The sequence below is a fragment of the Pseudomonas sp. PDM26 genome (assembly GCF_019219185.1).
Taxonomy (GTDB): Bacteria; Pseudomonadota; Gammaproteobacteria; order Pseudomonadales; family Pseudomonadaceae; genus Aquipseudomonas.
Genome location: NZ_JAHUWC010000014.1, coordinates 176,035 through 199,633, shown reverse-complemented (window position 1 = coordinate 199,633; position 23,599 = coordinate 176,035). Strand labels below are relative to the sequence as shown.

Below are 23,599 nucleotides of genomic sequence, written 5' to 3'. Positions count from 1 at the left end.
CGCTGCAGGGTGTCTGGCTACCCGCGTTATCGTTCACGACCATAGCGAGCAAGCTCGCTCCTACAGGGTTTTGTGTATGGCGGGTTATTTGATGTTGACCTTGGAGTAGTCCTGCCGGCCAAACGGGCTGACCGAGTACCCCTCGACATCCTTGCGCGTCAGCGCGAAGGCCGTCGGGTGAGCCAGGGGCAGCCACAACGCCTGTTGCTGGATCTGCGCCTGCGCCTGTTCGTAGAGCTTGCTGCGCACACCTTGCTCGCCGGTGGTCTTGCCAGCGCTGATCAGCTTGTCCAGATCCTGGTTGCAGTAACGGGCGAAGTTGGTCCCGGACTTGACTGCGGCGCAGGAAAACTGCGGCGTGAGGAAGTTGTCCGGGTCACCGTTGTCGCCAGCCCACCCCATGAACAGCAAGTCGTGTTCACCGGCCTTGGCGCGACGGATCAGCTCGCCCCATTCGATCACACGTATTTCTGCCTGAATGCCGATTTCCGCGAGGTCGGACTGCAGCAGTTGAGCGCCGAGGCTTGGGTTGGGGTTGAGCAGGCTGCCGGAAGGGCGGGTCCAGATGGTGGTCTGGAAGCCTTCCTTGAGCCCGGCCTTGGCCATCAAGGCTTTGGCCTTTTCGATGTCGTGAGGGTATCCCGGCAGGTTTTTCGCGTAGCTCCAGGTGTTGGGCGGGTACGGACCGTTGGCCGCCTCGGCGGTGTCTTCGAACACGGCTTTGACATAGCTGGCCTTGTCGAACGCAAGGTTGATGGCCTGACGCACTTCTGGTTTGTCCAGCGGCGGATGCTGGCTGTTGATGCCGACGAATGCGGTCATGAACGCGTCAGTCTTTACGACTTTCAGGGTCGGCTCTTTCAGCGCTTCCTGTACGTCCAGAGGCTTGGGCGACAGGGCGATCTGGCATTCGTTACGGCGCAATTTCTGCAGGCGCACGTTGGCATCCGGGGTGATGGCGAAAATCAGCGGATCTACAGAGGGTTTGCCGCCGAAGTATTCGGGGTTGGCTTTGTAGCGAACCGAGGCGTCCTTCTGGAAACGGGTGAAAACGAACGGTCCTGTGCCGATCGGCTGGCTGTTGAGCTTCTCCGGCGTGCCGGCCTTCATCAATTTGTCGGCGTATTCGGCCGAATAGATCGAGGCGAAGCCCATGCTCAGGGTCGCCAGGAAGGTCGAATCCGGGTGGTCGAGGGTGAAGCGCACGGTCTGCGGATCGAGGGCGTCGATCTTCTTGATCTGTGCAGGCAACTGCATCGATTGCGCATGGGGAAAGCCGCTCTGCGCGACTTTATGCCACGCATTGGCCGGGTCGAGCATGCGGTCGAAGCTGAAAATCACGTCTTCGGCGTTCAGGTCGCGCGTCGGGGTGAAGTACTCGGTGCGATGGAATTTCACCTGCGGGTGCAACTTGAAGACGTAGGTCAGGCCATCGGGGCTGACTTCCCAGCTGTCGGCGAGGCTGGCGACCACTTTGCCACTGGCCGTGTCGAAGTCCACCAGGCGGTTCATCAGCACATCGGCCGAGGCGTTGGTGGTGGTCAGCGAGTTGTACTGCACCACGTCGAACCCTTCAGGGCTGGCCTCGGTACAGACGCTCAGAGCGGCGGCAAAGGCCTGTGGGCTCAGCAGAAGCGGGGCGAGCAATAGCGGTAGGGCAGCGAGGCGCATGGTCGGCTTCCTTTACAGATCGAAGGCCCATCTGCAAGTGCAGTCTGGAAAAGGCTTACCCTAGTGGGCTCTTTTGTAAATGACTATCCCCTTTTTCATTTTAAGGGGACTATAGGCACCAGATTTTGCTGTGCAGCGGTTGAGCAAAACTCCAGGTTGGCTCGATGAGCGACTCTCTGCGACGAGCGGTCGCCATCGACGATAGCCTTTGTCCAAGGCGCTCGGAGCCAGGAAAACGGGTTTTTTGTGAGTTCTACGCACACTGAATGTTGTTGCTCTCCAGTCTTTCTGGTATAAAGCAGCGCTCTTTTCTAGGGGCCCGGTTCCTTCACTGTAGGTGTAGCCGGTAAGACCTCTAAAGAAACGCGGCGCCTGGCGCCAAATGACTGAGAGATTAAGCGGCCAACCCATGCCGGGTTGGGCATGTGGTTTTAGAGGGCTGAGGCATGTCTAGAGTATGTCAAGTTACCGGTAAGGGTCCGGTGACTGGGAATAACATTTCCCACGCAAACAACAAAACCCGTCGTCGTTTCCTGCCGAACCTGCAGCATCACCGCTTCTGGGTTGAAGAAGAGAAACGTTTTGTGCGTCTGCGCGTATCTGCCAAAGGCATGCGTATCATCGACAAGCGTGGCATCACTGTCGTGCTGGCCGAACTTCGCCGCGATGGCAAGGTTTAAGGGAGCTAATCATGCGTGAATTGATTCGTTTGATTTCGAGCGCCGGTACTGGTCACTTCTACACTACCGACAAGAACAAGCGTACTACCCCGGATAAAATCGAGATCAAGAAATATGATCCGGTTGTTCGCAAGCACGTGATCTACAAAGAAGGCAAAATCAAGTAATTGATTTTACCCTCTTACAAAAAAGGCCCGTATCGCGAGATACGGGCCTTTTTTGTTACGCGGGAATCAAGTTGTTTCGTCAGTGCCGAAACGGATCAGCCGCAGTTGATGCTGACGATGATTCTGTCGGCGTTGGTATGCAGGTTGATGCGTTGTGGGCGCAGGTCCAAACTCGAAGGGTACTTCGGTCCAGTGGCTCGCACTGGCGCGCCATTGGCCAGGGCGCGAACTTCTTCAAGCAGTTCCGGGGTGCATTCGCGGCCGATGGTGTATTGGGCGATAGCGAGATCGCATTGATCGGGTAAGACTGGCATGTTGCCTCCTTGCATGATTGTTGGTTGGGGTGCCTGCGTTGTCGGGTGGGCGCACGTCCTGTGCGTTACCGTCCCGACGATGAAATACGTGGCACCTGTCAGCAAGTCTTACCCGGAGTCGCTGTCCCGGGCCAGCGGTAAAATGTCAGCGACTGTTTCGATGTGGGTTCAAGCCTTCTGTTCAAACGCCACGTAGATCTTGCGGCATGGCTCCAGCACTTCCCAGGTGCCTTTGAACCCGGCCGGAATGACGAAGCGGTCACCGGCACGCAAGGTCTTGGCGTTGCCGTCGCTGTCGCGCAGCACCGAAACACCCTGAACGATTTCGCAGTATTCGTGTTCGGTGAAGTTCACCGTCCACTGGCCGACGGCACCTTCCCACACACCGGCGTTCAACTGACCACAAGGGCTATTGTAGTGGTTGTAAACCGCTTGCTCCGGGTCGCCCTTGAGCACTTTGGTCGGGTCCGGACGGTAGCGTTCGGCGGCGGTGGTAGCCTGGCTGAAGTCGACGACGTTCTGGATGTTCATTGTTGTTATCCCTCCGTGATTACGGCGCGAGTGGTTGGTCAGCCCAAAGTCTATGTTTATTAAAATGAACATCGCAAGGCCGTTTACCAGCGTTATGTCAAATATATTGAAACTTCATGGGTGGCTGGTTTAGGGTGGTGGATGCCTTGGGCCGATAAGCAGGCTGGCCGGGCAGAATTCCTGACAGCGCCCGCGAAGAACGCGGGTGTCGTATCAATAAGAGGAGGACACTCGCATGACCACCCTGACCCGTGCCGACTGGGAGCAACGTGCCCGCGACCTGAAAATCGAAGGCCGCGCTTATATCAATGGCGAATACACCGACGCCGTCTCCGGCGAGACTTTCGAGTGCATCAGCCCGGTCGATGGCCGTCTGCTGGGCAAGATTGCCAGCTGTGATGCCGCCGACGCCCAGCGCGCCGTGGAAAACGCCCGCACCACCTTCAATTCCGGTGTCTGGTCGCGCCTGGCGCCGACCAAACGCAAATCCACCATGATCCGTTTCGCCGGCCTGCTCAAGCAGCACGCCGAAGAGCTGGCCCTGCTTGAAACTCTGGACATGGGCAAGCCAATCAGCGATTCCCTGTACATCGACGTTCCCGGCGCGGCGCAAGCCCTGAGCTGGAGCGGCGAAGCCATCGACAAGATCTATGACGAAGTCGCTGCAACCCCGCACGATCAACTGGGCCTGGTGACCCGTGAGCCGGTTGGCGTGGTCGGCGCCATCGTGCCGTGGAACTTCCCGCTGATGATGGCGTGCTGGAAGCTGGGTCCTGCGCTGTCCACCGGTAACTCGGTGATCCTCAAGCCGTCGGAAAAATCGCCGCTGACGGCGATTCGCATCGCTGAGTTGGCCGTCGAAGCCGGCATCCCGAAAGGCGTGCTGAACGTGTTGCCGGGTTACGGTCACACCGTCGGCAAGGCCCTGGCTCTGCACAACGACGTCGACACCCTGGTGTTCACCGGTTCGACCAAGATTGCCAAGCAACTGTTGATCTACTCCGGCGAGTCGAACATGAAGCGCGTCTGGCTCGAAGCGGGCGGCAAGAGCCCGAACATCGTGTTCGCCGATGCGCCGAACCTGCAAGACGCTGCCGAAGCGGCTGCCGGTGCCATCGCCTTTAACCAGGGCGAAGTTTGTACCGCCGGTTCGCGCCTGCTGGTGGAGCGTTCGATCAAGGATAAATTCCTGCCGCTGGTGATCGAAGCACTGAAAACCTGGAAGCCGGGCAATCCGCTGGACCCGGCGACCAATGTTGGCGCGCTGGTCGATACCCAGCAGATGAACACCGTGCTGTCCTACATCGAGTCCGGCCATGCCGACGGCGCCAAGCTGGTGGCCGGTGGCAAGCGTACGCTCCAGGAAACTGGCGGCACTTACGTTGAACCGACGATTTTCGACGGTGTGAGCAACGCGATGAAAATCGCCCGGGAAGAAATCTTCGGCCCGGTACTGTCGGTCATTGCATTCGACAGCGCCGAAGAAGCCATCGCGATCGCCAACGACACGCCGTACGGCCTGGCCGCTGCGGTCTGGACGGCCGACATTTCCAAGGCCCACCTCACTGCCCGCGCACTGCGTGCCGGTAGCGTGTGGGTCAACCAGTACGATGGCGGCGACATGACCGCTCCGTTCGGTGGCTTCAAGCAGTCCGGCAACGGTCGCGACAAATCGCTGCATGCGTTTGACAAATACACCGAGCTGAAGGCGACCTGGATCAAGTTGTAAGTCGGTGAGGGAAGCCTGTTGTAGAACAGGCCTCCCGAACGGCGCAGATCCCTTGTGGGAGCGGGCTTGCTCGCGAATGCGGTGTATCAGCCAACATTGAAGTTGGATGTGATGGCCTCTTCGCGAGCAAGCCCGCTCCCACATTGTTTTGTGTGTCCTGAAAAATAACAATCCACAGGAGCGTGGAACATGCGTTGGGCGACTTATTTCGCCGTTTTGGCATCTGTCTTGAGTGTCGGCCTGGCCCTGGGTGTCAGCATGCCGCTGGTGTCGTTTCGTCTGGAGAGCTGGGGCTACGGCTCATTTGCCATTGGTGTGATGGCGGCGATGCCGGCCATTGGCGTCCTGTTGGGGGCGAAAATCTCCAGCCATCTGGCGGCGCGATTCGGTACGGCCAACCTCATGCGTCTGTGCCTGTGGGCCGGGGCGGTCTCCATCGGTTTGCTGGCGCTGTTGCCGAGCTATCCGATCTGGTTGGTGCTGCGGCTGATGATTGGAGTGATCCTGACCCTCGTATTCATCATCGGTGAAAGCTGGATCAATCAACTGGTGGTCGAGCAATGGCGCGGGCGGCTGGTGGCGCTGTATGGCAGCAGCTACGCACTGAGTCAGCTGGCCGGTCCGGTGTTGCTGGGCTTGCTTGGCACCGAGCACGATTATGGTTTTTGGGTCGGCGTCGGTTTGCTGATGGCTGCACCGTTCCTGCTGTTGGGGCGCAGTGGTGCGCCGAGCAGCGAGGCCAGCAGCGTGACCCTGCGTGATTTGCTTGAGTTCTGCCGTGGCCTGCCGGCGATTGCCTGGGCGGTGTCGCTGTTCGCCGCGTTCGAGGCGATGATTCTGACGCTGTTGCCGGTCTATTGCCTGCGCCAGGGCTTCACCACGGAGATCGCCCTGGCGATGGTCAGTACGGTGGTGGTCGGCGATGCGGTGCTGCAATTGCCGATTGGTGCGTTGGCCGATCGCTTGTCACGCCGGGCATTGTTTACCGGCTGCGCAGTCGTCTTGTTGCTGTCGAGTCTGGCGATTCCGATCCTGATCGACACGCTGCTGATCTGGCCACTGTGGGTGTTGTTCGGCGCCAGCGCTGGCGGGTTATTCACCTTGTCGTTGATCCTGATCGGCGAGCGTTATCGCGACGATGCGCTGGTGCGGGCTAACGCCCACATCGCCCAGCTGTGGGGGATTGGTTGTCTGGTCGGGCCGCTGTTGGCGGGCGCCGGCAGCCAGTGGATCAGCGGTCATGCATTGCCGTTGCTGATGGCGGTGGGGGCCTTGGGGGTATTGATCGTGGTGTCGCGGCAAGGTGCGTTTGGTACCGCGCAACCGGCATAACTCAAAAGATCGAGAGGGTTCTACAACATCCGCTCCAGCCCAACCGTGTTGCTCAGCCACGCATTGAATCGCCGCCACGAACTCCCTGGCTCCTTGGTCAGGGTGTGCACTTTTCCATCGTCTTCGGTGGTCCAGACGATCTGACCGTTTTCCAGCTCCACCTGATAACTCAGGGCCGGTGCCATGCCCTGCAGCGCCAGTTCACGAACCCGTACGGCCAACTCCGGACTGTCCACCAGCACGCCGACTTCGGTGTTCCACAGCACTGAGCGCGGATCGAAATTGAACGAGCCGATAAAGGATTTCTGCTGGTCGAAGATCATCGCCTTGCTGTGCAGACTGGATTCAGAGCCGTAATAGGCGTTGCTGGAAAACAGATGCGACCCGCTACCGCTACCGCCTCCCTCGCCCGGCTGGCGACGCAATTCGTACAGCTTCACGCCGTGCTCCAGCAGCGCCCTGCGATAGGGCGCGTAACCACCGTGTACTGCGGGTACGTCCGTGGCTTGCAGTGAATTGGTCAGCAAACTTACTGAAACGCCAGCGTCGGCGCGCCCGGTCAGGTACACCAGCCCCGGTTGGCCGGGAACGAAGTAGGCCGAGATCATGATCAACTCTTTGCTGACGTTATTGAGTTCAGGTGCGAGTTGCGTGGTCAGCAGCAGCCGCGGATCGGGCTCGCCCTTGGCCAGTACCTTGCTCGGCGCGTCCCACAATGCCTGGCTCCAGGCCCAGATCAGCTCTCGGCGCCAGATGTCCAGGCGCGGGTGCGTGGTGAAGGTCATCAAGTGTTTGTACAGCGCGTGATTCTGTCTGCGTGTTTGCGCCAGGGACTCTTCCAGTCGGGCGCGAGTGTTTTCCAGGTCCTGGGGGGTAGGTTTGCTCGACAGGAATTCGTCGATCGGCTTGCTCAGGGCGCTGTTCCAGTACTGGTCGAAACTATGCCCGAGCTGCTCGGCGACCGGGCCGACACCGAGCATGTCGATGTCAGTGAAATTCATGTTGGGCTTGGCATCGTAATACTCGTCCCCCAGATTGCGTCCGCCGACGATGGCCATGCTGTTGTCCGCCAGCAACAGCTTGTTGTGCATGCGTCGATGTTGTTGCGACAGATTGAACAGCCGGCCCACGGTACGGGTCACGCCGGTGCTGCGACCAAGATTCAGCGGATTGAACACGCGGATCTGAATTTTCGGGTGCGCGGCGAGGGTGGCGATGACGCGGTCCAGGCCGTCGCTGGCGGTATCGTCGAGCAGTACCCGCACCCGCACGCCCCGGTCGGCGGCCTTTAGCAATTCCTCGATCAACATGCGCGTGCTGATGCCGTCGTGCACGATGTAGTACTGCAAGTCGAGGCTGCTTTGGGCGTTGCGGATCAGTTCGGCACGGGCGGTGAAGGCCTCGGTGCTGTCCGATAGCAGTCGAAAGCCCGACTGTCCGTTGTAGGGTGCGGCTTGCGCCTGGACCGAGTGGCCGAATGCGGAGTCTGCGGCCGGCAGCGCCTGGCTCGGCACACGCTGAACGTCGAAGCTGGAGCAACCGCCCAGGATCGCGGCGAGTAGCAGAAGAGCAAGCAGGGGCTGTCTGACTCTCACGTAGGATCGTTCCGTATGGCGGCGCAGATAGGCATATGGACGCTGATTCCCGAATAAAAGTCAGTCGCTGAGCTGATCGGTTTCCGCCAGCAGTTTGATCGCTGTCGCACCGACCTTGCGCACCGCGTCTTCGATTTGCGGTGTTGGTTTGGCAGCGTAGTTCATGCGCAGGCAATTGCGGTACTTGCCCGAGGCGGAAAAAATACTGCCCACGGCAATCTGTACGCCTTGGTCGTGCAGTGCACGATTCAGTTTCAGGGTGTCGAAACCTTCCGGTAGTTCGACCCACAGCATGAAGCTGCCTTGTGGGCGACTGGCGCGGGTGCCGGCCGGGAAATAGCGGGTCACCCAGTCGATCATCATGTCGCGATTACGCTGGTATTGCGTGCGCATCCGCCGCAAATGCGGCTCGAAATGGCCGCCCTTGAGAAATTCGGCGATGGCAATCTGCGGCTGTGGCGCGGTGGAGCCGGTACTGATGTATTTCATGTGCAGCACCCGTTCCAGATAGCGACCGGGCGCGACCCAACCGATGCGCAGGCCCGGCGCCAGGGTCTTGGAAAACGAACTGCACAACAGGACACGACCGTCCTCGTCAAAGGATTTGATCGTGCGCGGGCGAGGATAGGTATAGGCCAGTTCGCCGTACACATCGTCCTCGATGATCGCCACGTCAAACCGTTGTGCAAGCGTCAACAACGCGCGTTTGCGCGACTCCGGCATGATGTAGCCCAGCGGGTTGTTGCAGTTGGGGGTCAGCTGTATGACCTTGATCGGCCACTGCTCCAGGGCCAGTTCCAGCGCTTCGAGGCTGATGCCGGTCAGCGGATCGGTGGGGATTTCCAGGGCTTTCAGGCCCAGGCCCTTGAGGGTCTGCATCGCACCGTGAAAGCTCGGCGAGTCCACCGCGACAATGTCGCCGGGTTCGCAAATCGCGCGAACGCTGGTGGACAGCGCTTCATGGCATCCAGTGGTGACCACCAGTTCGCTGGCGCTCAGTTGGCAGCCGGAATCGAGCATCAGGCGAGCGATCTGTTCGCGCAGCTCGAGGTTGCCGTGGATGTTGTCGTAATACAGGCCGGGCATGTCCTGCCGCCGGCTGATTCGCGCCAGGTCACGCAACAGAGGCTTCATGGTCGCACTGGTGATATCCGGCATGCCGCGGCCCAGTTGCACCACGTCTTTGCGCGGCACGGCGCGGATCAATTCCAGCACCTGATCCCATTGAGAGATGTCCACCGGGCGCTGGGCCGGGCGCCCGACCGCCGGCAAATCCGGCAATTCGCGACTGGCAGGAACGAAGTACCCGGACTTGGGCCGTGGCATGGCCAGCCCGCTGTCTTCCAGCACCCGATAGGCCTGCTGCACCGTGCTCAGGCTGACGCCGTGCTCGACGCTCAGCGCCCGTACCGAAGGCAGTCGGTCACCGGGGCGATAGAAGCCCTGTTCGATACGCGTGCCGAGCAACTCGGCGAGGTTGACGTATAGGGTCATGGTGCAGCCTCGATGAGGGTGATTCGGATAACCGGTACAGATCGGGGAAAAAATCAGGATTCAGTGGCGGAATCGGCAAATCTGTATGGAGTTAATACGGTAGCTTTGAATCTGTAATGCTTTTTGCCGCCCGCGCATCATGGAACCTCTGGCTACCCAAGTAAACAGGAGCATCCAAGATGAACGGTTTGAGCGATGTGCGGCTGACGTTACGCAGTCAGGAACTGGCGGCAGAGCATAACAACGGCGCGCGGGAGGCGGGCATGCGCAATGTCTTGTCCGGCCAGAGTCGTTGGGACCGGTTCTGGCGTCGGCTGCATACGCGCAAGGCGTTGCTGGCGCTGACGGCCGACCAGCTCAAGGATATCGGGCTGACGCGGGAGAGGGCGCAAGAGGAGGGGCTGAAGCCTTTCTGGCGCCTGTAAGATGAACCGGGCTCTCGTAGGAGCTGCCGAAGGCTGCGATCTTTTGATTTTGTTTTTTAAAGCAAGATCAAAAGATCGCAGCCTTCGGCAGCTCCTACAGGCGAATGGAATTCAGCGAAGCTCTTTCAATCGATGCCACAACATCCCCAACGCCAGTAACGGCGAACGCAAATGCTTGCCGCCGGGGAAGGTGATATGCGGCACCTTGGCAAACAGATCGAAGCCGCCGCTGTGCTGGCCGCTGATAGCTTCGGCCAGTAGCTTGCCGGCCAGGTGCGTGGCATTCACGCCATGACCGGAATAGGCCTGGGCGTAGTACACGTTCGGCTGGTCCTTGAGTCGTCCGATTTGCGGCAGGCGATTGGCACCGATGCCGATCATGCCGCCCCATTGGTAATCGATCTTCACTGCGCTCAGCTGCGGAAAGACTTCGAGCATTTTCGGGCGCATGTACGCGGCGATGTCTTTCGGGTCGCGGCCCGAGTAATGGCAGGCGCCGCCAAACAGCAGGCGCCGGTCCGCCGAGAGCCGGTAGTAGTCCAGCGCCACCCGCTGGTCACAGACCGCCATGTTCTGCGGTAGCAGGGCGTGAGCCTGTTCTTCGCTCAGTGGTTCGGTGGCGATGATGTAGCTGCCGGCGGGCAGGATTTTGCCGCTGAGTTCCGGGTTGAGGTTATTGAGGTAGGCATTGCAACCCAGCACCAGGGTCTTGGCGCGCACCGAGCCCTCGGCGGCATGGACCTTGACCTCGGGGCCGTAGTCGATGCGGGTCACGGCCGAGTGCTCGAACAACCGAACCCCCAGTCGCTGTGCCGCTGCGGCTTCGCCCAGAGCCAGGTTCAGTGGATGCAGGTGCCCCGAACCCATGTCGATCAGGCCACCCACATAGCGCGTGGATCCGACCACGGTGTGCATCTCGTTGGCTTGCAGCAAACGGGTTTCGTAGCGGTAGCCGAGGCTGCGAAGTTCTTCGGCATCCTCGGCGAAGCCTTCAAGGTCACGGGGCTTGTTGGCGAGGTCGCAGTAACCCCAAGTCAGGTCGCAGGGGATCTGGAAGCGCTCGACCCGCTGCCGGACGATCTCCACGGCTTCCAGGCCCATGAGTTTCATTTGCCGCACGCCTTCGGCGCCGACGATGTTGGTGAATTGATCGAGTCCGTGGCCAACGCCGCGAATCAGCTGCCCGCCATTGCGTCCACTGGCGCCCCAGCCAATTCTATGGGCTTCAAGCAACACCACGCTGAGCCCGCGTTCGGCCAGCTCAAGCGCCGTGTTCAGCCCCGAAAACCCGCCGCCCACCACACAGACATCAGCCAGCACTTCGCCATTGAGCGCCGCAAGTTCGGGCTGCGGCAGGCTGCTGGCGGCGTAGTAAGAAGCGGTGTGGTTCTGAGCAGGCTGTTGAGCACGGGCATTCATGTGCGTGTTCCTGATGCTTGCGTTTGGAAAGCCTGACGGAGCATAAGCCGGACCTTCCCGGACGGGCAACATTGGTCGGCTGGTGCTGTCTGGATCGGGGCTTTTGCGTCACAATCGCGCTCTATTCCGCTATCGGTCACCGCTTCAATGAGCTGCAACAGCCAGACAATCCGGACATTGCGACAACAGATTCCCTCGTTCGAGTGCGTTCCCGGCTGCCATGACTGCTGCGGGCCGGTGACGACCTCGCCGGAAGAAATGTCGCGCCTGCCGCGCAAGACCCGCGCCGAGCAGGATGCCGCCATGGAAGAACTCAATTGCGTGCATCTGGGGCCGAATGGTTGCACCGTGTATGACGAGCGGCCGCTGATCTGCCGGTTGTTCGGCACCACCAAGACCTTGCCGTGCCCCAATGGGCGGGGGCCGGTGGAGCTGATTCATCCGCGGGTGGAGAAGCAGGTGTTCGAGTACATGGCCAGCACTCGGCAGGTGTTGGTTTAAAAGATCGCAGCCTGCGGCAGCTCCTGCAAAAAGCGTGTGTACACCCGTAGGAGCTGCCGCAGGCTGCGATCTTTTGATCTTCAATCCGGAATCGGCAAGGTCAGGCTCTCTTTCACCTCTTCCATCACGATATAGCTCTTGGACTCGCGCACATGGGGCAGCTTGAGCAGGATGTCGCCCAGCAATTTGCGGTACGAGGCCATCTCGGAGATCCGCGCTTTCACCAGGTAGTCGAAATCCCCTGACACCAGATGGCACTCCAACACATGGGGCAATTTCAGCACCGCGCGTCGGAACTCTTCGAAAGTATCGCCGGATTTGTAGTCCAGGCTGATCTCGACGAACACCAGCAGACTACCCTTCAGGTGCTGCGGATTGAGCCTGGCGTTGTAGCCCATGATGATCCCTTCGCGCTCCAGACGCCGGACCCGCTCAGTACAGGGCGTGGTCGAGAGCCCGACCTTTTCTCCAAGCTCCGTAAAGGAAATCCGCCCGTCCGCTTGCAGGATCCGCAGGATGTTGCGGTCGATCTTGTCCAGCTCACGTTTGGTCTGAGTGTTGGTACGCATAGGGGATGCGCCTCCGTGAAAAGGGTTTTTGCCGAGAATTGTCGCCAAATATAGGCGCTTATATAGTGAAAAGCACTGGCAGATCTTTTTTACACTGCGCGCATCTAAAGCTCTGAATAACAAACGTCAGCGGTTAGCCGCGATGAGGGATATGAAAATGCGCGTCATGGTCTTGGGTAGCGGCGTCATCGGTACCACCAGTGCTTATTATCTGGCCCGTGCCGGGTTCGAAGTGGTGGTGATCGACCGGCAGCCGGCTGCTGCCATGGAGACCAGTTTCGCCAACGCCGGGCAGGTCTCGCCGGGTTATGCCTCGCCGTGGGCCGCGCCGGGTGTGCCGCTCAAGGCCATCAAATGGCTGTTGCAGCGCCACGCGCCGTTGGCGATCAAGGCCACTGCCGACATCGACCAGTACCTGTGGATGGCACAGATGCTGCGCAACTGCACCGCCAGCCGTTACGCGGTGAACAAGGAGCGCATGGTCCGCCTGTCCGAGTACAGCCGTGACTGCCTCGATGAACTGCGTGCCGAAACCGGCATCGCCTACGAAGGCCGCAGCCTCGGTACTACCCAGTTGTTCCGCACTCAGGCCCAGCTCGACGGCGCGGCGAAAGACATCGCCGTGCTGAAAGAGTCCGGCGTGCCGTTCGAACTGCTCGACCGCGACGGTATTGCCCGCGTCGAGCCAGCGCTGGCCAGCGTCACGGACATCCTCGCCGGTGCCCTGCGCCTGCCGAACGACCAGACTGGCGACTGCCAGATGTTCACCACCAAGCTTGCAGAAATGGCCGCAAACCTCGGTGTGCAATTCCGTTTCGACCAGGACATTCAGCGCCTCGACTTCGCCGGTGATCGCATCAACGGCGTGTGGATCGACGGCAAGCTGGAAACCGCCGACCGCTACGTACTGGCCCTCGGCAGCTACTCGCCGCAACTGCTCAAGCCACTGGGGATCAAGGCGCCGGTGTACCCGCTCAAGGGTTACTCCCTGACCGTGCCGATCACCAACCCGGCGATGGCCCCGACTTCGACCATTCTCGACGAGACCTACAAGGTCGCGATCACCCGTTTCGACAACCGCATCCGCGTTGGCGGCATGGCTGAAATTGCCGGTTTTGACCTGTCGCTGAACCCGCGCCGGCGCGAAACCCTGGAGATGATCGTCAACGACCTTTATCCTCAGGGCGGCAATCTGGCCGAGGCCAGCTTCTGGACCGGCCTGCGTCCGACCACTCCGGACGGCACGCCGATTGTCGGCGGAACAAAGTTCAAGAATCTGTTCCTGAACACTGGTCACGGCACGCTGGGTTGGACCATGGCCTGTGGCTCCGGTCGCTTGCTGGCTGACCTGATGGCGAAGAAAAAGCCACAGATCAGCGCCGAAGGCCTCGATATTTCCCGTTATGACAACAAAACCCAGGAGCCTGCAAAGCATGTCAGTCCAGCGCCAGCTCACCAATGAGCGCATGAGTCAGATCGTCACCCATAACGGCACGGTTTACCTGGCCGGACAGGTCGGCGATGACATGAACGCCGGGATTGAACAGCAGACCCGTGAAGCCCTCGCCAACATTGAGCGTTTGCTCGATCTGGCGGGCACCGACAAGCACAGTCTGTTGTCGGTGACGATTTACCTGAAAGACATCGACGCGCATTTCGAAGGCATGAACGCGGTGTGGGACAAGTGGCTGCCAAAAGGCGTCGCCCCGGCTCGTGCCACGGTTGAATCGAAATTGTGCGAACCGCAAATTCTGGTCGAGCTGTCGGTTGTCGCCGCTCTGCCATAAGCTTTCAGACAGATCCCTCTCCCGGTGCTGCTGGCGGTTCACGCCGTCAGCCAGCGCCGGTTTTTCTTCCCGATAACCCGACCAGAAGTCTGCCGCCATGCGTCCTGCCCGTGCCCTGATCGACCTTCAAGCCCTGCGTCACAACTACCAAATCGCCCGTGAACTCACGGGGGCCAAAGCTCTCGCGGTGATCAAGGCCGATGCCTATGGCCATGGCGCGGTGCGTTGCGCCCAGGCGCTGGAAGCCGAGGCGGACGGGTTTGCCGTGGCCTGCATCGAAGAGGCGTTGGAGCTGCGGGCGGCGGGCATTCGTGCGCCGATCCTGCTGCTGGAAGGTTTTTTCGAAGCCGACGAGCTGGCACTGATCGTCGAGCATGATTTCTGGTGCGTGGTGCATTCGCTGTGGCAACTCGAAGCCATCGAGAAATCGGTGTTGAGCAAGCCGATCACGGTGTGGCTCAAGCTTGACTCGGGCATGCACCGGGTTGGCCTGCATCCGGCGGATTATCAGGCTGCCTATCAACGGCTGCTGGCCAGCGGCAAGGTCGCGAAAGTGGTGTTGATGAGCCACTTTGCGCGTGCCGATGAACTGCACGAGCAATCCAGCGCCGACCAGGTTGCGGTGTTCGAGGCCGCGCGCAATGGCCTGGACGCCGAGATCAGCCTGCGCAATTCGCCGGCGGTGCTCGGTTGGCCGCAGATTCCAAGCGATTGGGTGCGCCCGGGCATCATGCTCTATGGCGCCACGCCCTTCGAAGAAGCCAATGAAGTGGCTGCGCGCCTGCAACCGGTCATGACCCTGGAATCGAAAGTGATCAGCGTGCGTGAACTGCCGGCCGGCGAGCCCGTCGGTTACGGCGCCAGATTCATCACCCCCAAACCGATGCGCATTGGCGTCGTGGCCATGGGGTACGCCGATGGCTACCCGCGTTCGGCACCGACCGGCACGCCGGTGTTGGTGGCTGGTCAGCGTAGCCAGCTGATTGGCCGGGTATCGATGGACATGCTCTGCATCGACCTGACCGATGTGCCGCAGGCCGGCCTCGGTTCGACCGTCGAATTGTGGGGCAAAAACATCCTCGCCAGTGATGTGGCCATGGCTGCCGGCACGATTCCATACCAGATATTCTGCAACCTGCGCCGAGTGCCACTGCTCTATTCCGGGGCTTAGTGCCCGAAGCTCCAGACCGGAAGTCGCCTTGCTGAACAGGATTCAGGTCAAAGTGTTGTAAATACTGAACGCTGTCGCCATGATAACGCTCACTATTCCAACAATTTTGAATCCTGGAGGCGCAAGCTTTGGACGTCGGTGAACGACTGCAATCCATCCGTAGGCTCAAAGGCCTTTCCCAGCGTGAGCTCGCCAAACGGGCAGGGGTCACCAACAGCACGATTTCGATGATCGAAAAGAACAGCGTGAGCCCTTCGATCAGTTCGCTGCGCAAGGTGCTGGGCGGGATTCCCATGTCCATGGTCGAGTTCTTTTCCGAAGAAATCCTGCAGGAAAAACCGACTCAGATCGTCTACAAGGCCAACGAGCTGATCGATATTTCCGATGGCGCGGTGACCATGAAACTGGTCGGGCGTGCCCATCCGAGCCGGGCAATCGCATTCCTCAATGAAATCTATCCGCCAGGCGCCGACACCGGTGACGAGATGCTCACCCATGAGGGTGAGGAAACCGGCATCCTGGTCGAAGGAAGACTGGAACTGGTGGTCGGTCTCGAAACTTTTGTCCTCGAAGCCGGCGATAGCTACTACTTTGAAAGTACCAAGCCACACCGTTTCCGTAATCCGTTCGATGTGCCAGCGCGACTAATCAGCGCAGCCACGCCGGCGAACTTCTAAGAAAAGAGGCGTCTTGCCAGCATCGCAGAGGCGCCCGGGCTGTTTTTCCGTCGCGGCCTAAGACCCCTCCGACCTTGGGGTTGTTTCAGTGCGACGGGCTTACCGCTATACTTGCGCCCGCCTGCGAACCGTGGCCGTAGGCGTGACTAGCCACCATTGAGGGTGAACGCGTGAACCTAATTATGAAAATGCTGGCTGCACCAGCAACCGTACTGGCCCTATGGGCTGTCAGTGTCAGCGCTCAAGCTGCGACCAACGACGAAATCGCCAAACGCCTTGAGCCAGTCGGCCAGGTTTGTGTTCAGGGTAAAGAGTGCAAGGGCATGGAAGTGGCCGCTTCAGCCGGTGGCGGCGGTGGTGCGAAAACCCCGGATGAAGTGATTGCAAAACATTGCAACGCTTGCCACGGTTCAGGCCTGTTGGGCGCGCCGAAAATCGGTGATTCCGCCGCTTGGGGCGAGCGCGCCAAGAAAGAAGGTGGTGTTGACGGCCTGCTCGCCAAGGCGATCTCCGGCATCAATTCGATGCCGCCAAAAGGCACCTGCGCCGATTGTGCAGACGCCGAGCTCAAAGGCGCCATCCAGAAGATGTCCGGCCTGAAATAAGCCTGAGTCTTGCTGCTGAAAAGCCGCTTTCGAGCGGCTTTTTTGTGCCTGCAATCTCGATAAACGCCGCTGATCTCTGTAGGAGCGAGCTTGCTCGCGAAGCATTCAAAGGCGCCGCAGGGTGTCAGGCTTGCCGCGTTATAGTTGACGACCATCGCGAGCAAGCTCGCTCCTACAAGGTTTTTTGTGCCTGCGATTTGACCGCTGTGACTGTTCATTGCGGCAAAGACCCGGCAAGCTCGGACCAACCCCAATCCATGGAACGTGAGGGAGGATCCGATGGTTCAGCTGTGTTCTATCGAGCAGGCGGTCGATGACGTGCTGGCGCGGTTGCCGGTCCACATTCACATGGGCCTGCCCCTGGGCCTGGGTAAACCCAACCACTTCGTCAACGCGTTGTATCGACGTATCGCGCAACTGCCCGAGCGGCGGCTGACGATCTACACCGCGCTGTGCCTGGGCCGTCCGCCCTTGGGCGATGGTTTGCAAAAGCGCTTTCTCGAACCCTTTATCGAGCGCGTGTTCGGCGATTATCCGGAGCTGGAATTTCTCGCCGACCTGCGTCGCGACCAACTGCCGGGCAACATCCACATCCAGCAATTCTTCATGCAGCCCGGCAGTCTGCTCAACAGTGCCGCGGCGCAGCAGGATTACGTCAGCAGCAACTACAGCCATGCGGCGCGGGATATCAACGCCGCCGGGTTGAACCTGGTAGCGCAATTGGTGGCCAGCGATGCCGAGCATCCCGACCGCTTGAGCCTGAGCTGCAACCCGGACATCACCCTCGACCTGCTGCCGATGATCGCCAAGCGGCGCGCCGACGGAGAAACCATCCTGATGGTCGGCCAGGTGCATAACGATCTGCCTTACATGCCCGGGGATGCGGAACTCGGCATCGACACCTTCGACGTGCTGATCGACCAGAAGGACAACACCACGCTGTTCTCCACGCCGAACATGCCGGTGGGGTGTCAGGACCATTTCATCGGCCTGTACGCCAGCACGTTGGTGCGTGACGGCGGCACCCTGCAGATCGGCATCGGCTCAATGGGTGATGCGCTGACGGCGGCGCTGCTCGCGCGGCAGGCCGACAACGACGGATACAGCGCTTTGCTGGCAGACGTAAACCTCGGCCACTGGGCGCAACTGATCGCGCGCGAAGGTGGCATCGAACCCTTTGCCAAAGGCCTGTATGGCTGCAGCGAAATGTTCGTCAACGGCTTGCTGGTGCTGGCCGATGCCGGGATCGTGCGACGCAAGGTTTACCCGGACGTGGCGACCCAGCAGCAGGCGAATGCCGGCACCCTCGACGAGACTGCGCAAACCGATGGCATCTCGGTGCACGGCGGTTTCTTCCTCGGTCCGCGCAGCTACTACGAGCGCTTGCGCGAATTGCTACAAAACAAGCGGCTCGAATTCAACATGACCCGCATCAGCTACATCAACGAGCTGTACGGCCAGGAAGAACTCAAACGCTTGCAGCGCCTCGATGCGAGGTTCATCAACACGGCCTTCACCGTGACGTTGCTGGGGGCCGCCGTGGCGGATCAGCTCGAAGACGGACGTGTGCTCAGCGGCGTAGGCGGGCAGTACAACTTCGTGGTTCAGGGCCATGCGCTGCAAGGCGCGCGATCGGTGTTGCTGCTGCGCAGCTGGCGCGAGTCCGGCGGCGACGTCAGCTCGAACATCGTCTGGGAGTATGGCCACTGCACGATTCCCCGGCACTTGCGGGACATCGTGGTCACCGAATACGGCATCGCCGATCTTCGCGGCAAAACCGACGCGGCAGTGATCGAGGCCTTGCTCAATATCAGCGACTCGCGTTTTCAATCGGGATTGATCGAGCAGGCACAGAAAGTCGACAAATTGCCCAAGGACTTCCGTCTCGATCCTTGCTTTGCCGAGAACACTGCGCAGCGGTTGCAGGAAATTCAGGCGCGGCATCCGCAGCTGTTTCCGGAGTATCCGCTGGGCTGCGATTTCACCGAGGTCGAGCGGGATGTGTTGCGGGCGCTGAACTGGCTCAAGAGCAAGTTCAAGCTGAGCGAGGTGCTGGAATTGGGCAAGGCAGCGCTGGATGCGCCGGAGGCGGCAGCGTTCCCGGAGCATCTGCAACGCATGCAACTGGCCAACCCGGAGGGGATGAAAGAGGACTTGTATCAGCGGTTGCTGCTCACAGGCCTGAAGGCCACTGCACGCGCTCCCTTGTAGGAGCTGGCTTGCCAGCGAAGGCGATGTGACAAACAACAAAGATGTTGGATGTGATGGCCTCTTCGCTGGCAAGCCAGCTCCTACAGGGGGATTGCGGTGTGGGGTTATTCGATGAAGGTCACAAGGCCGCCAGCCAGCGATTTCACGCGGGCCAGGGACTCTACGCGATAACCCTGCGAGTCCAGTTCCGCACGGCCGCCCTGGAACGACTTCTCGATCACGATGCCCAGGCCCGCCACGGTGGCGCCGGCCTGTTTGATGATCGAAATCAGCGCCTGAGACGCCTTACCGTTGGCCAGGAAGTCATCGATGATCAGCACGCGGTCGCTGCTGGTCAGGTGGCGCGGGGAGATCGCGACGGTGCTTTCGGTCTGCTTGGTGAACGAGTACACGGTTGCCGACAGCAGGTTTTCGGTCAGGGTCAGGGACTGGTGCTTGCGCGCGAAAATCACCGGCACGCCGAGGTTCAGGCCGGTCATGATCGCCGGCGCGATGCCCGAGGCTTCAATGGTGACGATCTTGGTGATGCCAGAATCCTTGAACAGCGTGGCGAATTCGTCTCCGATCAGCTTCATCAGGGCCGGGTCGATCTGGTGGTTCAGAAAGGCGTCGACTTTCAGGACCTGGTCGGAAAGCACGATGCCTTCTTCGCGAATTTTCTTGTGCAGGGCTTCCATGAAGCTTTCCTCTACTGGCGCCTGTGCGCCGAAGGTCATAAAAAGTGGTCAATTCTAGCGCTTTAACATCGCGCGTATATCCGCCAATGCGTTGTTGCCGCGCACGGCTTTGACTTCGGTCGGGGTGTCGTCGTTACCTTCCCAGGCCAGATCGTCCGGCGGCAGTTCATCGAGGAAGCGGCTCGGCGCGCAATCGATGATCTCGCCGTACTGCTTGCGCTTGGCGGCGAAGGTGAAGGCCAGGGTCTGGCGCGCGCGGGTAATGCCCACGTAGGCCAGACGACGTTCTTCTTCGATGGTGTCGGCTTCGATGCTGGAGCGGTGCGGGAGGATTTCCTCTTCCATGCCCATGATGAACACGTAGGGGAATTCCAGGCCCTTGGAGGCATGCAAGGTCATCATCTGCACGCCTTCGGCGCCGTCTTCCTCTTCCTGCTGACGCTCCAGCATGTCGCGCAGCACGAGTTTGCCGATGGCGTCCTCGACGGTCATCTCGCCTTCTTCGTCTTTCTCCAGGGTGTTCTTCAACGCTTCGATCAGGAACCAGACGTTACCCATGCGGTAGTCGGCGGCCTTGTCGCTGGAGCTGTTGGTGCGCAGCCAATTCTCGTAGTCGATGTCCATGACCATGCTGCGCAGGGCCGAGATCGGGTCTTCGCCGGCGCACTGCTCGCGCACCCTGTCCATGAAGCGTTTGAAGCGCGATAGACGATCGGTGAAACGCGAGTCCAGATGCTCGCCCAGGCCGATCTCGTCAGTGGCGGCGTACATCGAGACCTTGCGCTCGGTGGCGTAGTTGCCCAGCTTCTCCAGCGTGGTCGAGCCGATCTCGCGGCGCGGCACGTTGATCACCCGCAGGAAGGCGTTATCGTCGTCCGGGTTCACGATCAGGCGGAAGTAGGCCATCAGGTCTTTTACTTCCTGACGTCCGAAAAAGCTGTTGCCGCCAGACAGGCGATATGGCACCTGATGATGCTGCAACTTCAGCTCGATCAGCTTGGCCTGGTAGTTGCCGCGATAGAGGATCGCGAAATCGCTGTACGGGCGGTCGGTGCGCAAGTGCAGGCTGAGGATTTCCATGGCCACGCGCTCGGCCTCGGCGTCCTCGTTGCGGCAGCGGATCACGCGGATCTCGTCGCCGTGGCCCATTTCACTCCACAGCTGCTTTTCGAACTCGTGGGGGTTGTTCGAAATCAGCACGTTGGCGCAGCGCAGGATGCGGCTGGTGGAGCGGTAGTTCTGCTCCAGCATCACCACTTTCAAGGACGGGTAGTCTTCCTTGAGCAGCATCAGGTTTTCCGGGCGGGCACCACGCCAGGCGTAGATCGACTGGTCGTCGTCACCTACCACGGTGAACTGGTTGCGTTTGCCGATGAGCATTTTCACCAGCAGGTACTGGCTGGCGTTGGTGTCCTGGTATTCATCGACCAGCAGGTAGCGCACCTTGTTCTGCCACTTCTCCAGGATGTCGGCGTGCTCTTCGAACAGCTTCACCGGCTGCAGGATCAGGTCGTCGAAGTCCACCGCGTTGAACGCCTTGAGCGTGCGCTGATAGTGGGTGTAGACGATGGCTGCGGTCTGCTCCTTGGGGTTGCGCGCGGTTTCCAGGGCCTGGGGCGGCAAGATCAAATCGTTTTTCCAGGCGCCGATCATGTTCTTGATCTCGTCGACGCCGTCGTCGCCCGAGTATTCCTTCTGCATGATGTCAGTCATCAGGGCTTTGACGTCGGTCTCGTCGAAGATCGAGAAGCCCGGTTTGTAGCCCAGCCGCATGTGTTCCTTGCGGATGATGTTCAGGCCCAGGTTGTGGAACGTGCAGACCGTCAGCCCACGACCTTCACCGGCACGCAGCAGAGTGCCAACCCGTTCCTTCATCTCGCGGGCAGCCTTGTTGGTAAAGGTCATGGCGACGATGTACTGGGCGCGAATGCCGCAGTTCTGGATCAGGTGCGCGATTTTGCGCGTGATCACGCTGGTCTTGCCGGAGCCGGCGCCGGCGAGCACCAAAAGAGGGCCGCCGACGTAGCTCACGGCTTCTTGCTGCCGGGGATTGAGTCGGGACATAGGTAAATTCAGAAGTCAGTCACAAAATGGGCCGGCATTTTAACAGGCTCAGCGAATTGTGCTGCTCTGTCCGACTTGTGACGTACCACGCTATCTGTAATTGCCGGTTTTGTTACTTTCACGCAGGATGCGTAATGAATTTGCGGCTAATGTTCGTAATTCCAGATGCAAAGGGCCCGATTTGATAACTGATGTCATTGTCATTAGTCATCGGAACGGCATAATGCCCGTCGCCTACATCTTTGCAGAGTCTAGGGAGCTAGCTTGTCTACGCCTGTCGAACCCTTGCGTTTGCTGCTACTGGCTGAAGAGCCAGCGTGGGCAGCGTTGTTGCGCGAGTGTCTGGCTCCTATGGGGAACTCGGCCGTGCTCATCAGTGCGCCGAGTTGGGAGTCGGTCAGCAGCCTGTTCGATGACAACCGCAGCGCGGTGTTATTGACTATCCCCCAACTTCAACCGGCGCCGGGCCGTTGCAGCCTGCCGACGGTGTTGCTGCTCGACCATGAGCCGCTGACCCCGCCCGACGGTGTGAGTGACTGGCTGGTGCGCGATCTGCTCGATACCGGCATGTTGCGCCGCTGCCTGCGTCATGTGCGCGAGCGTGGCGTCCTGGAAAACACTCTGCAACGCCTGGCCGAGCAAGATCCGCTCACGGGTATCGCCAATCGCCAGGGCTTCCAGACCCTGCTGACCGCGCGGCTGGCGGAAAACGACGGGCGCGGCCTGGCCCTCGGTCATCTCGACCTCGACAACTTTCGTTATGCCAACGATGCCCTTGGCCATCAGGCCGGTGACCGTTTGATTCTGCAAGTGGTGGCGCGGCTCAAGAACCAGCTCGAGGCCGGCGATCAACTGGCACGCCTGGGCAGCGATGAATTCGCTTTGCTGATCGACACCCGTCGCGCTCCCCAGCGTGCCGAGTGGATGGCCGAACGCATCAGCGAAGCATTGGCCGAGCCTTATTGGGTCGACGGCGAAAGCCTGCTGATCGGTTCCAGCCTGGGCATCGCCTACGCCCGGGCCCAGACCGATGCGGATCCGCTGATGTGGCATGCACATATCGCCATGCAGCAGGCCAAAAGCACCCAGGGCTGCACCTTTCACATTTTCAACGAACGCATCAACCGCAATGCCCGCAGCATCGCCGACCTCGAAACCGAGCTGCGCCGGGCACTGCGCCGCGATGAGCTGGAGCTGCACTACCAGCCACGGCTGAACCTCGCAGACGGGCAAATCGTCGGCCTCGAAGCCCTGGTGCGCTGGCGCCATGCCGAGCGCGGCTTGCTAGCACCGAGCGAATTCGTTCCGCTGGCTGAGCAAAGCGGTCTGATCGTGCCGCTGGGCTACTGGGTGATTTCCCGGGCCTTGCGCGACATGCAGGCGCTGCTTGAGCTGGGTTTGCCGCCGTTGCACATGGCGATCAACCTGTCGTTCCGGCAGTTCCAGGACAGTCAGTTGCTGTCGACCCTGAGTCGCCTGATTGCCGAGCGTGGCGTCGAGGCGCAGTGGCTGGAATTCGAACTGACCGAAACCGCGGTGATGCGCCGCAGCGATCTGGTCAAGCAGACCATGGACGCTCTCGGGCGTCTCGGTGTGCGCTTCTCCCTCGACGACTTCGGCACCGGTTTCTCGTCCTTCGTGCACCTCAACAGCTTGCCGATCACCTTGCTGAAGATCGACAAGAGCTTTGTCGGCGGCATGGAACAGCGTGAGGAAAACCGCAAGCTGGTCCACGCGATGATCAACCTGGCGCACAACCTCAACCTTGAGGTGGTCGCCGAAGGTGTGGAAACGCCGGAGCAACTGGATCTGCTGCGCGGGTTTGAATGCGATCAAGTGCAGGGATATTTGATCAGCAAGCCGTTGCCGTTGGCTGAGCTGGTGGAGTATCTGGCGTTTGGATTCGGCGAGCAGAGCCTCGTCGAGGCCATTTAAAAGATCGCAGCCTGCGGCAGCTCCTACATGAGAGTGTGTTAACCC

At 60.1% G+C, this 23,599-nt stretch carries 22 protein-coding genes; 13 read left to right on the top strand and 9 right to left on the bottom strand.

Annotated elements, in window-relative coordinates; translation table 11 throughout:
• Nucleotides 1-84: 84 nt before the first annotated feature.
• Nucleotides 85-1,671 carry an ABC transporter substrate-binding protein gene (locus KW849_RS25170; RefSeq protein WP_218431781.1) on the bottom strand — a complete coding sequence of 529 codons (1,587 nt, stop codon included), beginning with the start codon at nucleotides 1,669-1,671 and terminating at the stop codon, nucleotides 85-87.
• Nucleotides 1,672-2,117: 446 nt separating this feature from the next.
• Between KW849_RS25170 and rpmB the strand changes: the two genes are divergently transcribed.
• Together rpmB and rpmG are read left to right on the top strand one after the other, a co-directional pair.
• Nucleotides 2,118-2,351: a 50S ribosomal protein L28 gene (gene rpmB, locus KW849_RS25165; protein WP_007975166.1), complete on the top strand. Its 234-nt coding sequence runs from the start codon at nucleotides 2,118-2,120 to the stop codon at nucleotides 2,349-2,351.
• An 11-nt stretch (nucleotides 2,352-2,362) separates the two neighbouring features.
• The gene (gene rpmG, locus KW849_RS25160) at nucleotides 2,363-2,518 is read left to right on the top strand and encodes a 50S ribosomal protein L33 (RefSeq protein WP_003177274.1); all 156 of its coding nucleotides are present in this window, start codon (nucleotides 2,363-2,365) and stop codon (nucleotides 2,516-2,518) included.
• Nucleotides 2,519-2,613: 95 nt separating this feature from the next.
• Here rpmG and KW849_RS25155 read toward each other — a convergent pair whose 3' ends face one another.
• Complete coding sequence (locus KW849_RS25155) at nucleotides 2,614-2,832, bottom strand: peptidase inhibitor (RefSeq protein WP_108217232.1); 219 nt, start codon at nucleotides 2,830-2,832, stop codon at nucleotides 2,614-2,616.
• A 168-nt stretch (nucleotides 2,833-3,000) separates the two neighbouring features.
• On the bottom strand, nucleotides 3,001-3,363 hold the full coding sequence (locus KW849_RS25150; protein ID WP_108217231.1) for a cupin domain-containing protein: 363 nt from the start codon (nucleotides 3,361-3,363) through the stop codon (nucleotides 3,001-3,003).
• Between the two features lie 235 nt (nucleotides 3,364-3,598).
• Here KW849_RS25150 and KW849_RS25145 point away from each other — a divergent pair, with 235 nt between their 5' ends.
• Both KW849_RS25145 and KW849_RS25140 read left to right on the top strand, forming a co-directional pair.
• Nucleotides 3,599-5,092 (top strand): aldehyde dehydrogenase, encoded by a 1,494-nt coding sequence (locus KW849_RS25145; RefSeq protein ID WP_218431780.1) that lies wholly within the window; start codon nucleotides 3,599-3,601, stop codon nucleotides 5,090-5,092.
• Nucleotides 5,093-5,281: 189 nt separating this feature from the next.
• Nucleotides 5,282-6,424 (top strand): MFS transporter, encoded by a 1,143-nt coding sequence (locus KW849_RS25140; RefSeq protein WP_115948387.1) that lies wholly within the window; start codon nucleotides 5,282-5,284, stop codon nucleotides 6,422-6,424.
• 20 nt (nucleotides 6,425-6,444) lie between these two features.
• Here KW849_RS25140 and KW849_RS25135 read toward each other — a convergent pair whose 3' ends face one another.
• Complete coding sequence (locus KW849_RS25135; protein WP_218431777.1) at nucleotides 6,445-8,019, bottom strand: phospholipase D family protein; 1,575 nt, start codon at nucleotides 8,017-8,019, stop codon at nucleotides 6,445-6,447.
• Nucleotides 8,020-8,079: 60 nt separating this feature from the next.
• Nucleotides 8,080-9,513, bottom strand: a complete 1,434-nt coding sequence (locus KW849_RS25130; RefSeq protein ID WP_218431775.1) for a PLP-dependent aminotransferase family protein — start codon at nucleotides 9,511-9,513, stop codon at nucleotides 8,080-8,082.
• A 179-nt stretch (nucleotides 9,514-9,692) separates the two neighbouring features.
• Between KW849_RS25130 and KW849_RS25125 the strand changes: the two genes are divergently transcribed.
• Entirely contained in the window at nucleotides 9,693-9,938 is a 246-nt protein-coding gene (locus KW849_RS25125) for a DUF1127 domain-containing protein (protein ID WP_218431773.1), read from the top strand.
• Between the two features lie 111 nt (nucleotides 9,939-10,049).
• Here the strand turns inward: KW849_RS25125 and KW849_RS25120 are convergent, their stop codons facing one another.
• Entirely contained in the window at nucleotides 10,050-11,357 is a 1,308-nt protein-coding gene (locus KW849_RS25120) for an FAD-binding oxidoreductase (RefSeq protein ID WP_218431766.1), read from the bottom strand.
• Nucleotides 11,358-11,504: 147 nt separating this feature from the next.
• On the opposite strand from KW849_RS25120, the gene KW849_RS25115 reads away from it, so the two are divergent.
• Nucleotides 11,505-11,858, top strand: coding sequence for a YkgJ family cysteine cluster protein (locus KW849_RS25115; protein ID WP_007975156.1), 354 nt, complete (start codon nucleotides 11,505-11,507; stop codon nucleotides 11,856-11,858).
• Between the two features lie 80 nt (nucleotides 11,859-11,938).
• On the opposite strand, the gene KW849_RS25110 is transcribed toward KW849_RS25115, so the two are convergent.
• Nucleotides 11,939-12,427 carry an Lrp/AsnC ligand binding domain-containing protein gene (locus KW849_RS25110; RefSeq protein WP_007975155.1) on the bottom strand — a complete coding sequence of 163 codons (489 nt, stop codon included), beginning with the start codon at nucleotides 12,425-12,427 and terminating at the stop codon, nucleotides 11,939-11,941.
• A gap of 157 nt (nucleotides 12,428-12,584) precedes the next feature.
• Between KW849_RS25110 and dadA the strand changes: the two genes are divergently transcribed.
• From dadA to KW849_RS25080, 6 genes are all read left to right on the top strand, one after another.
• Nucleotides 12,585-13,889 carry a D-amino acid dehydrogenase gene (gene dadA, locus KW849_RS25105; protein WP_218431763.1) on the top strand — a complete coding sequence of 435 codons (1,305 nt, stop codon included), beginning with the start codon at nucleotides 12,585-12,587 and terminating at the stop codon, nucleotides 13,887-13,889.
• Nucleotides 13,861-14,214 (top strand): RidA family protein, encoded by a 354-nt coding sequence (locus KW849_RS25100; protein WP_218431755.1) that lies wholly within the window; start codon nucleotides 13,861-13,863, stop codon nucleotides 14,212-14,214. Before dadA ends, KW849_RS25100 begins: the two co-directional genes overlap by 29 nt.
• Before the next feature lie 97 nt (nucleotides 14,215-14,311).
• Nucleotides 14,312-15,385 carry an alanine racemase gene (alr, locus tag KW849_RS25095; RefSeq protein WP_218431754.1) on the top strand — a complete coding sequence of 358 codons (1,074 nt, stop codon included), beginning with the start codon at nucleotides 14,312-14,314 and terminating at the stop codon, nucleotides 15,383-15,385.
• A gap of 128 nt (nucleotides 15,386-15,513) precedes the next feature.
• A complete protein-coding gene (locus tag KW849_RS25090; RefSeq protein ID WP_108217221.1) occupies nucleotides 15,514-16,062 on the top strand; it encodes a cupin domain-containing protein in 549 nt (182 codons plus the stop codon).
• Nucleotides 16,063-16,244: 182 nt separating this feature from the next.
• Nucleotides 16,245-16,667, top strand: coding sequence for a cytochrome c5 family protein (locus KW849_RS25085; protein WP_218431796.1), 423 nt, complete (start codon nucleotides 16,245-16,247; stop codon nucleotides 16,665-16,667).
• Nucleotides 16,668-16,946: 279 nt separating this feature from the next.
• On the top strand, nucleotides 16,947-18,878 hold the full coding sequence (locus KW849_RS25080; RefSeq protein ID WP_218431752.1) for an acetyl-CoA hydrolase/transferase C-terminal domain-containing protein: 1,932 nt from the start codon (nucleotides 16,947-16,949) through the stop codon (nucleotides 18,876-18,878).
• Between the two features lie 104 nt (nucleotides 18,879-18,982).
• On the opposite strand, the gene KW849_RS25075 is transcribed toward KW849_RS25080, so the two are convergent.
• Entirely contained in the window at nucleotides 18,983-19,555 is a 573-nt protein-coding gene (locus KW849_RS25075) for a xanthine phosphoribosyltransferase (protein WP_108217256.1), read from the bottom strand.
• A 54-nt stretch (nucleotides 19,556-19,609) separates the two neighbouring features.
• Nucleotides 19,610-21,619 carry a DNA helicase Rep gene (gene rep, locus KW849_RS25070; protein ID WP_218431750.1) on the bottom strand — a complete coding sequence of 670 codons (2,010 nt, stop codon included), beginning with the start codon at nucleotides 21,617-21,619 and terminating at the stop codon, nucleotides 19,610-19,612.
• Nucleotides 21,620-21,883: 264 nt separating this feature from the next.
• On the opposite strand from rep, the gene KW849_RS25065 reads away from it, so the two are divergent.
• Entirely contained in the window at nucleotides 21,884-23,554 is a 1,671-nt protein-coding gene (locus KW849_RS25065) for a bifunctional diguanylate cyclase/phosphodiesterase (protein WP_218431749.1), read from the top strand.
• Nucleotides 23,555-23,599 lie beyond the last annotated feature (45 nt).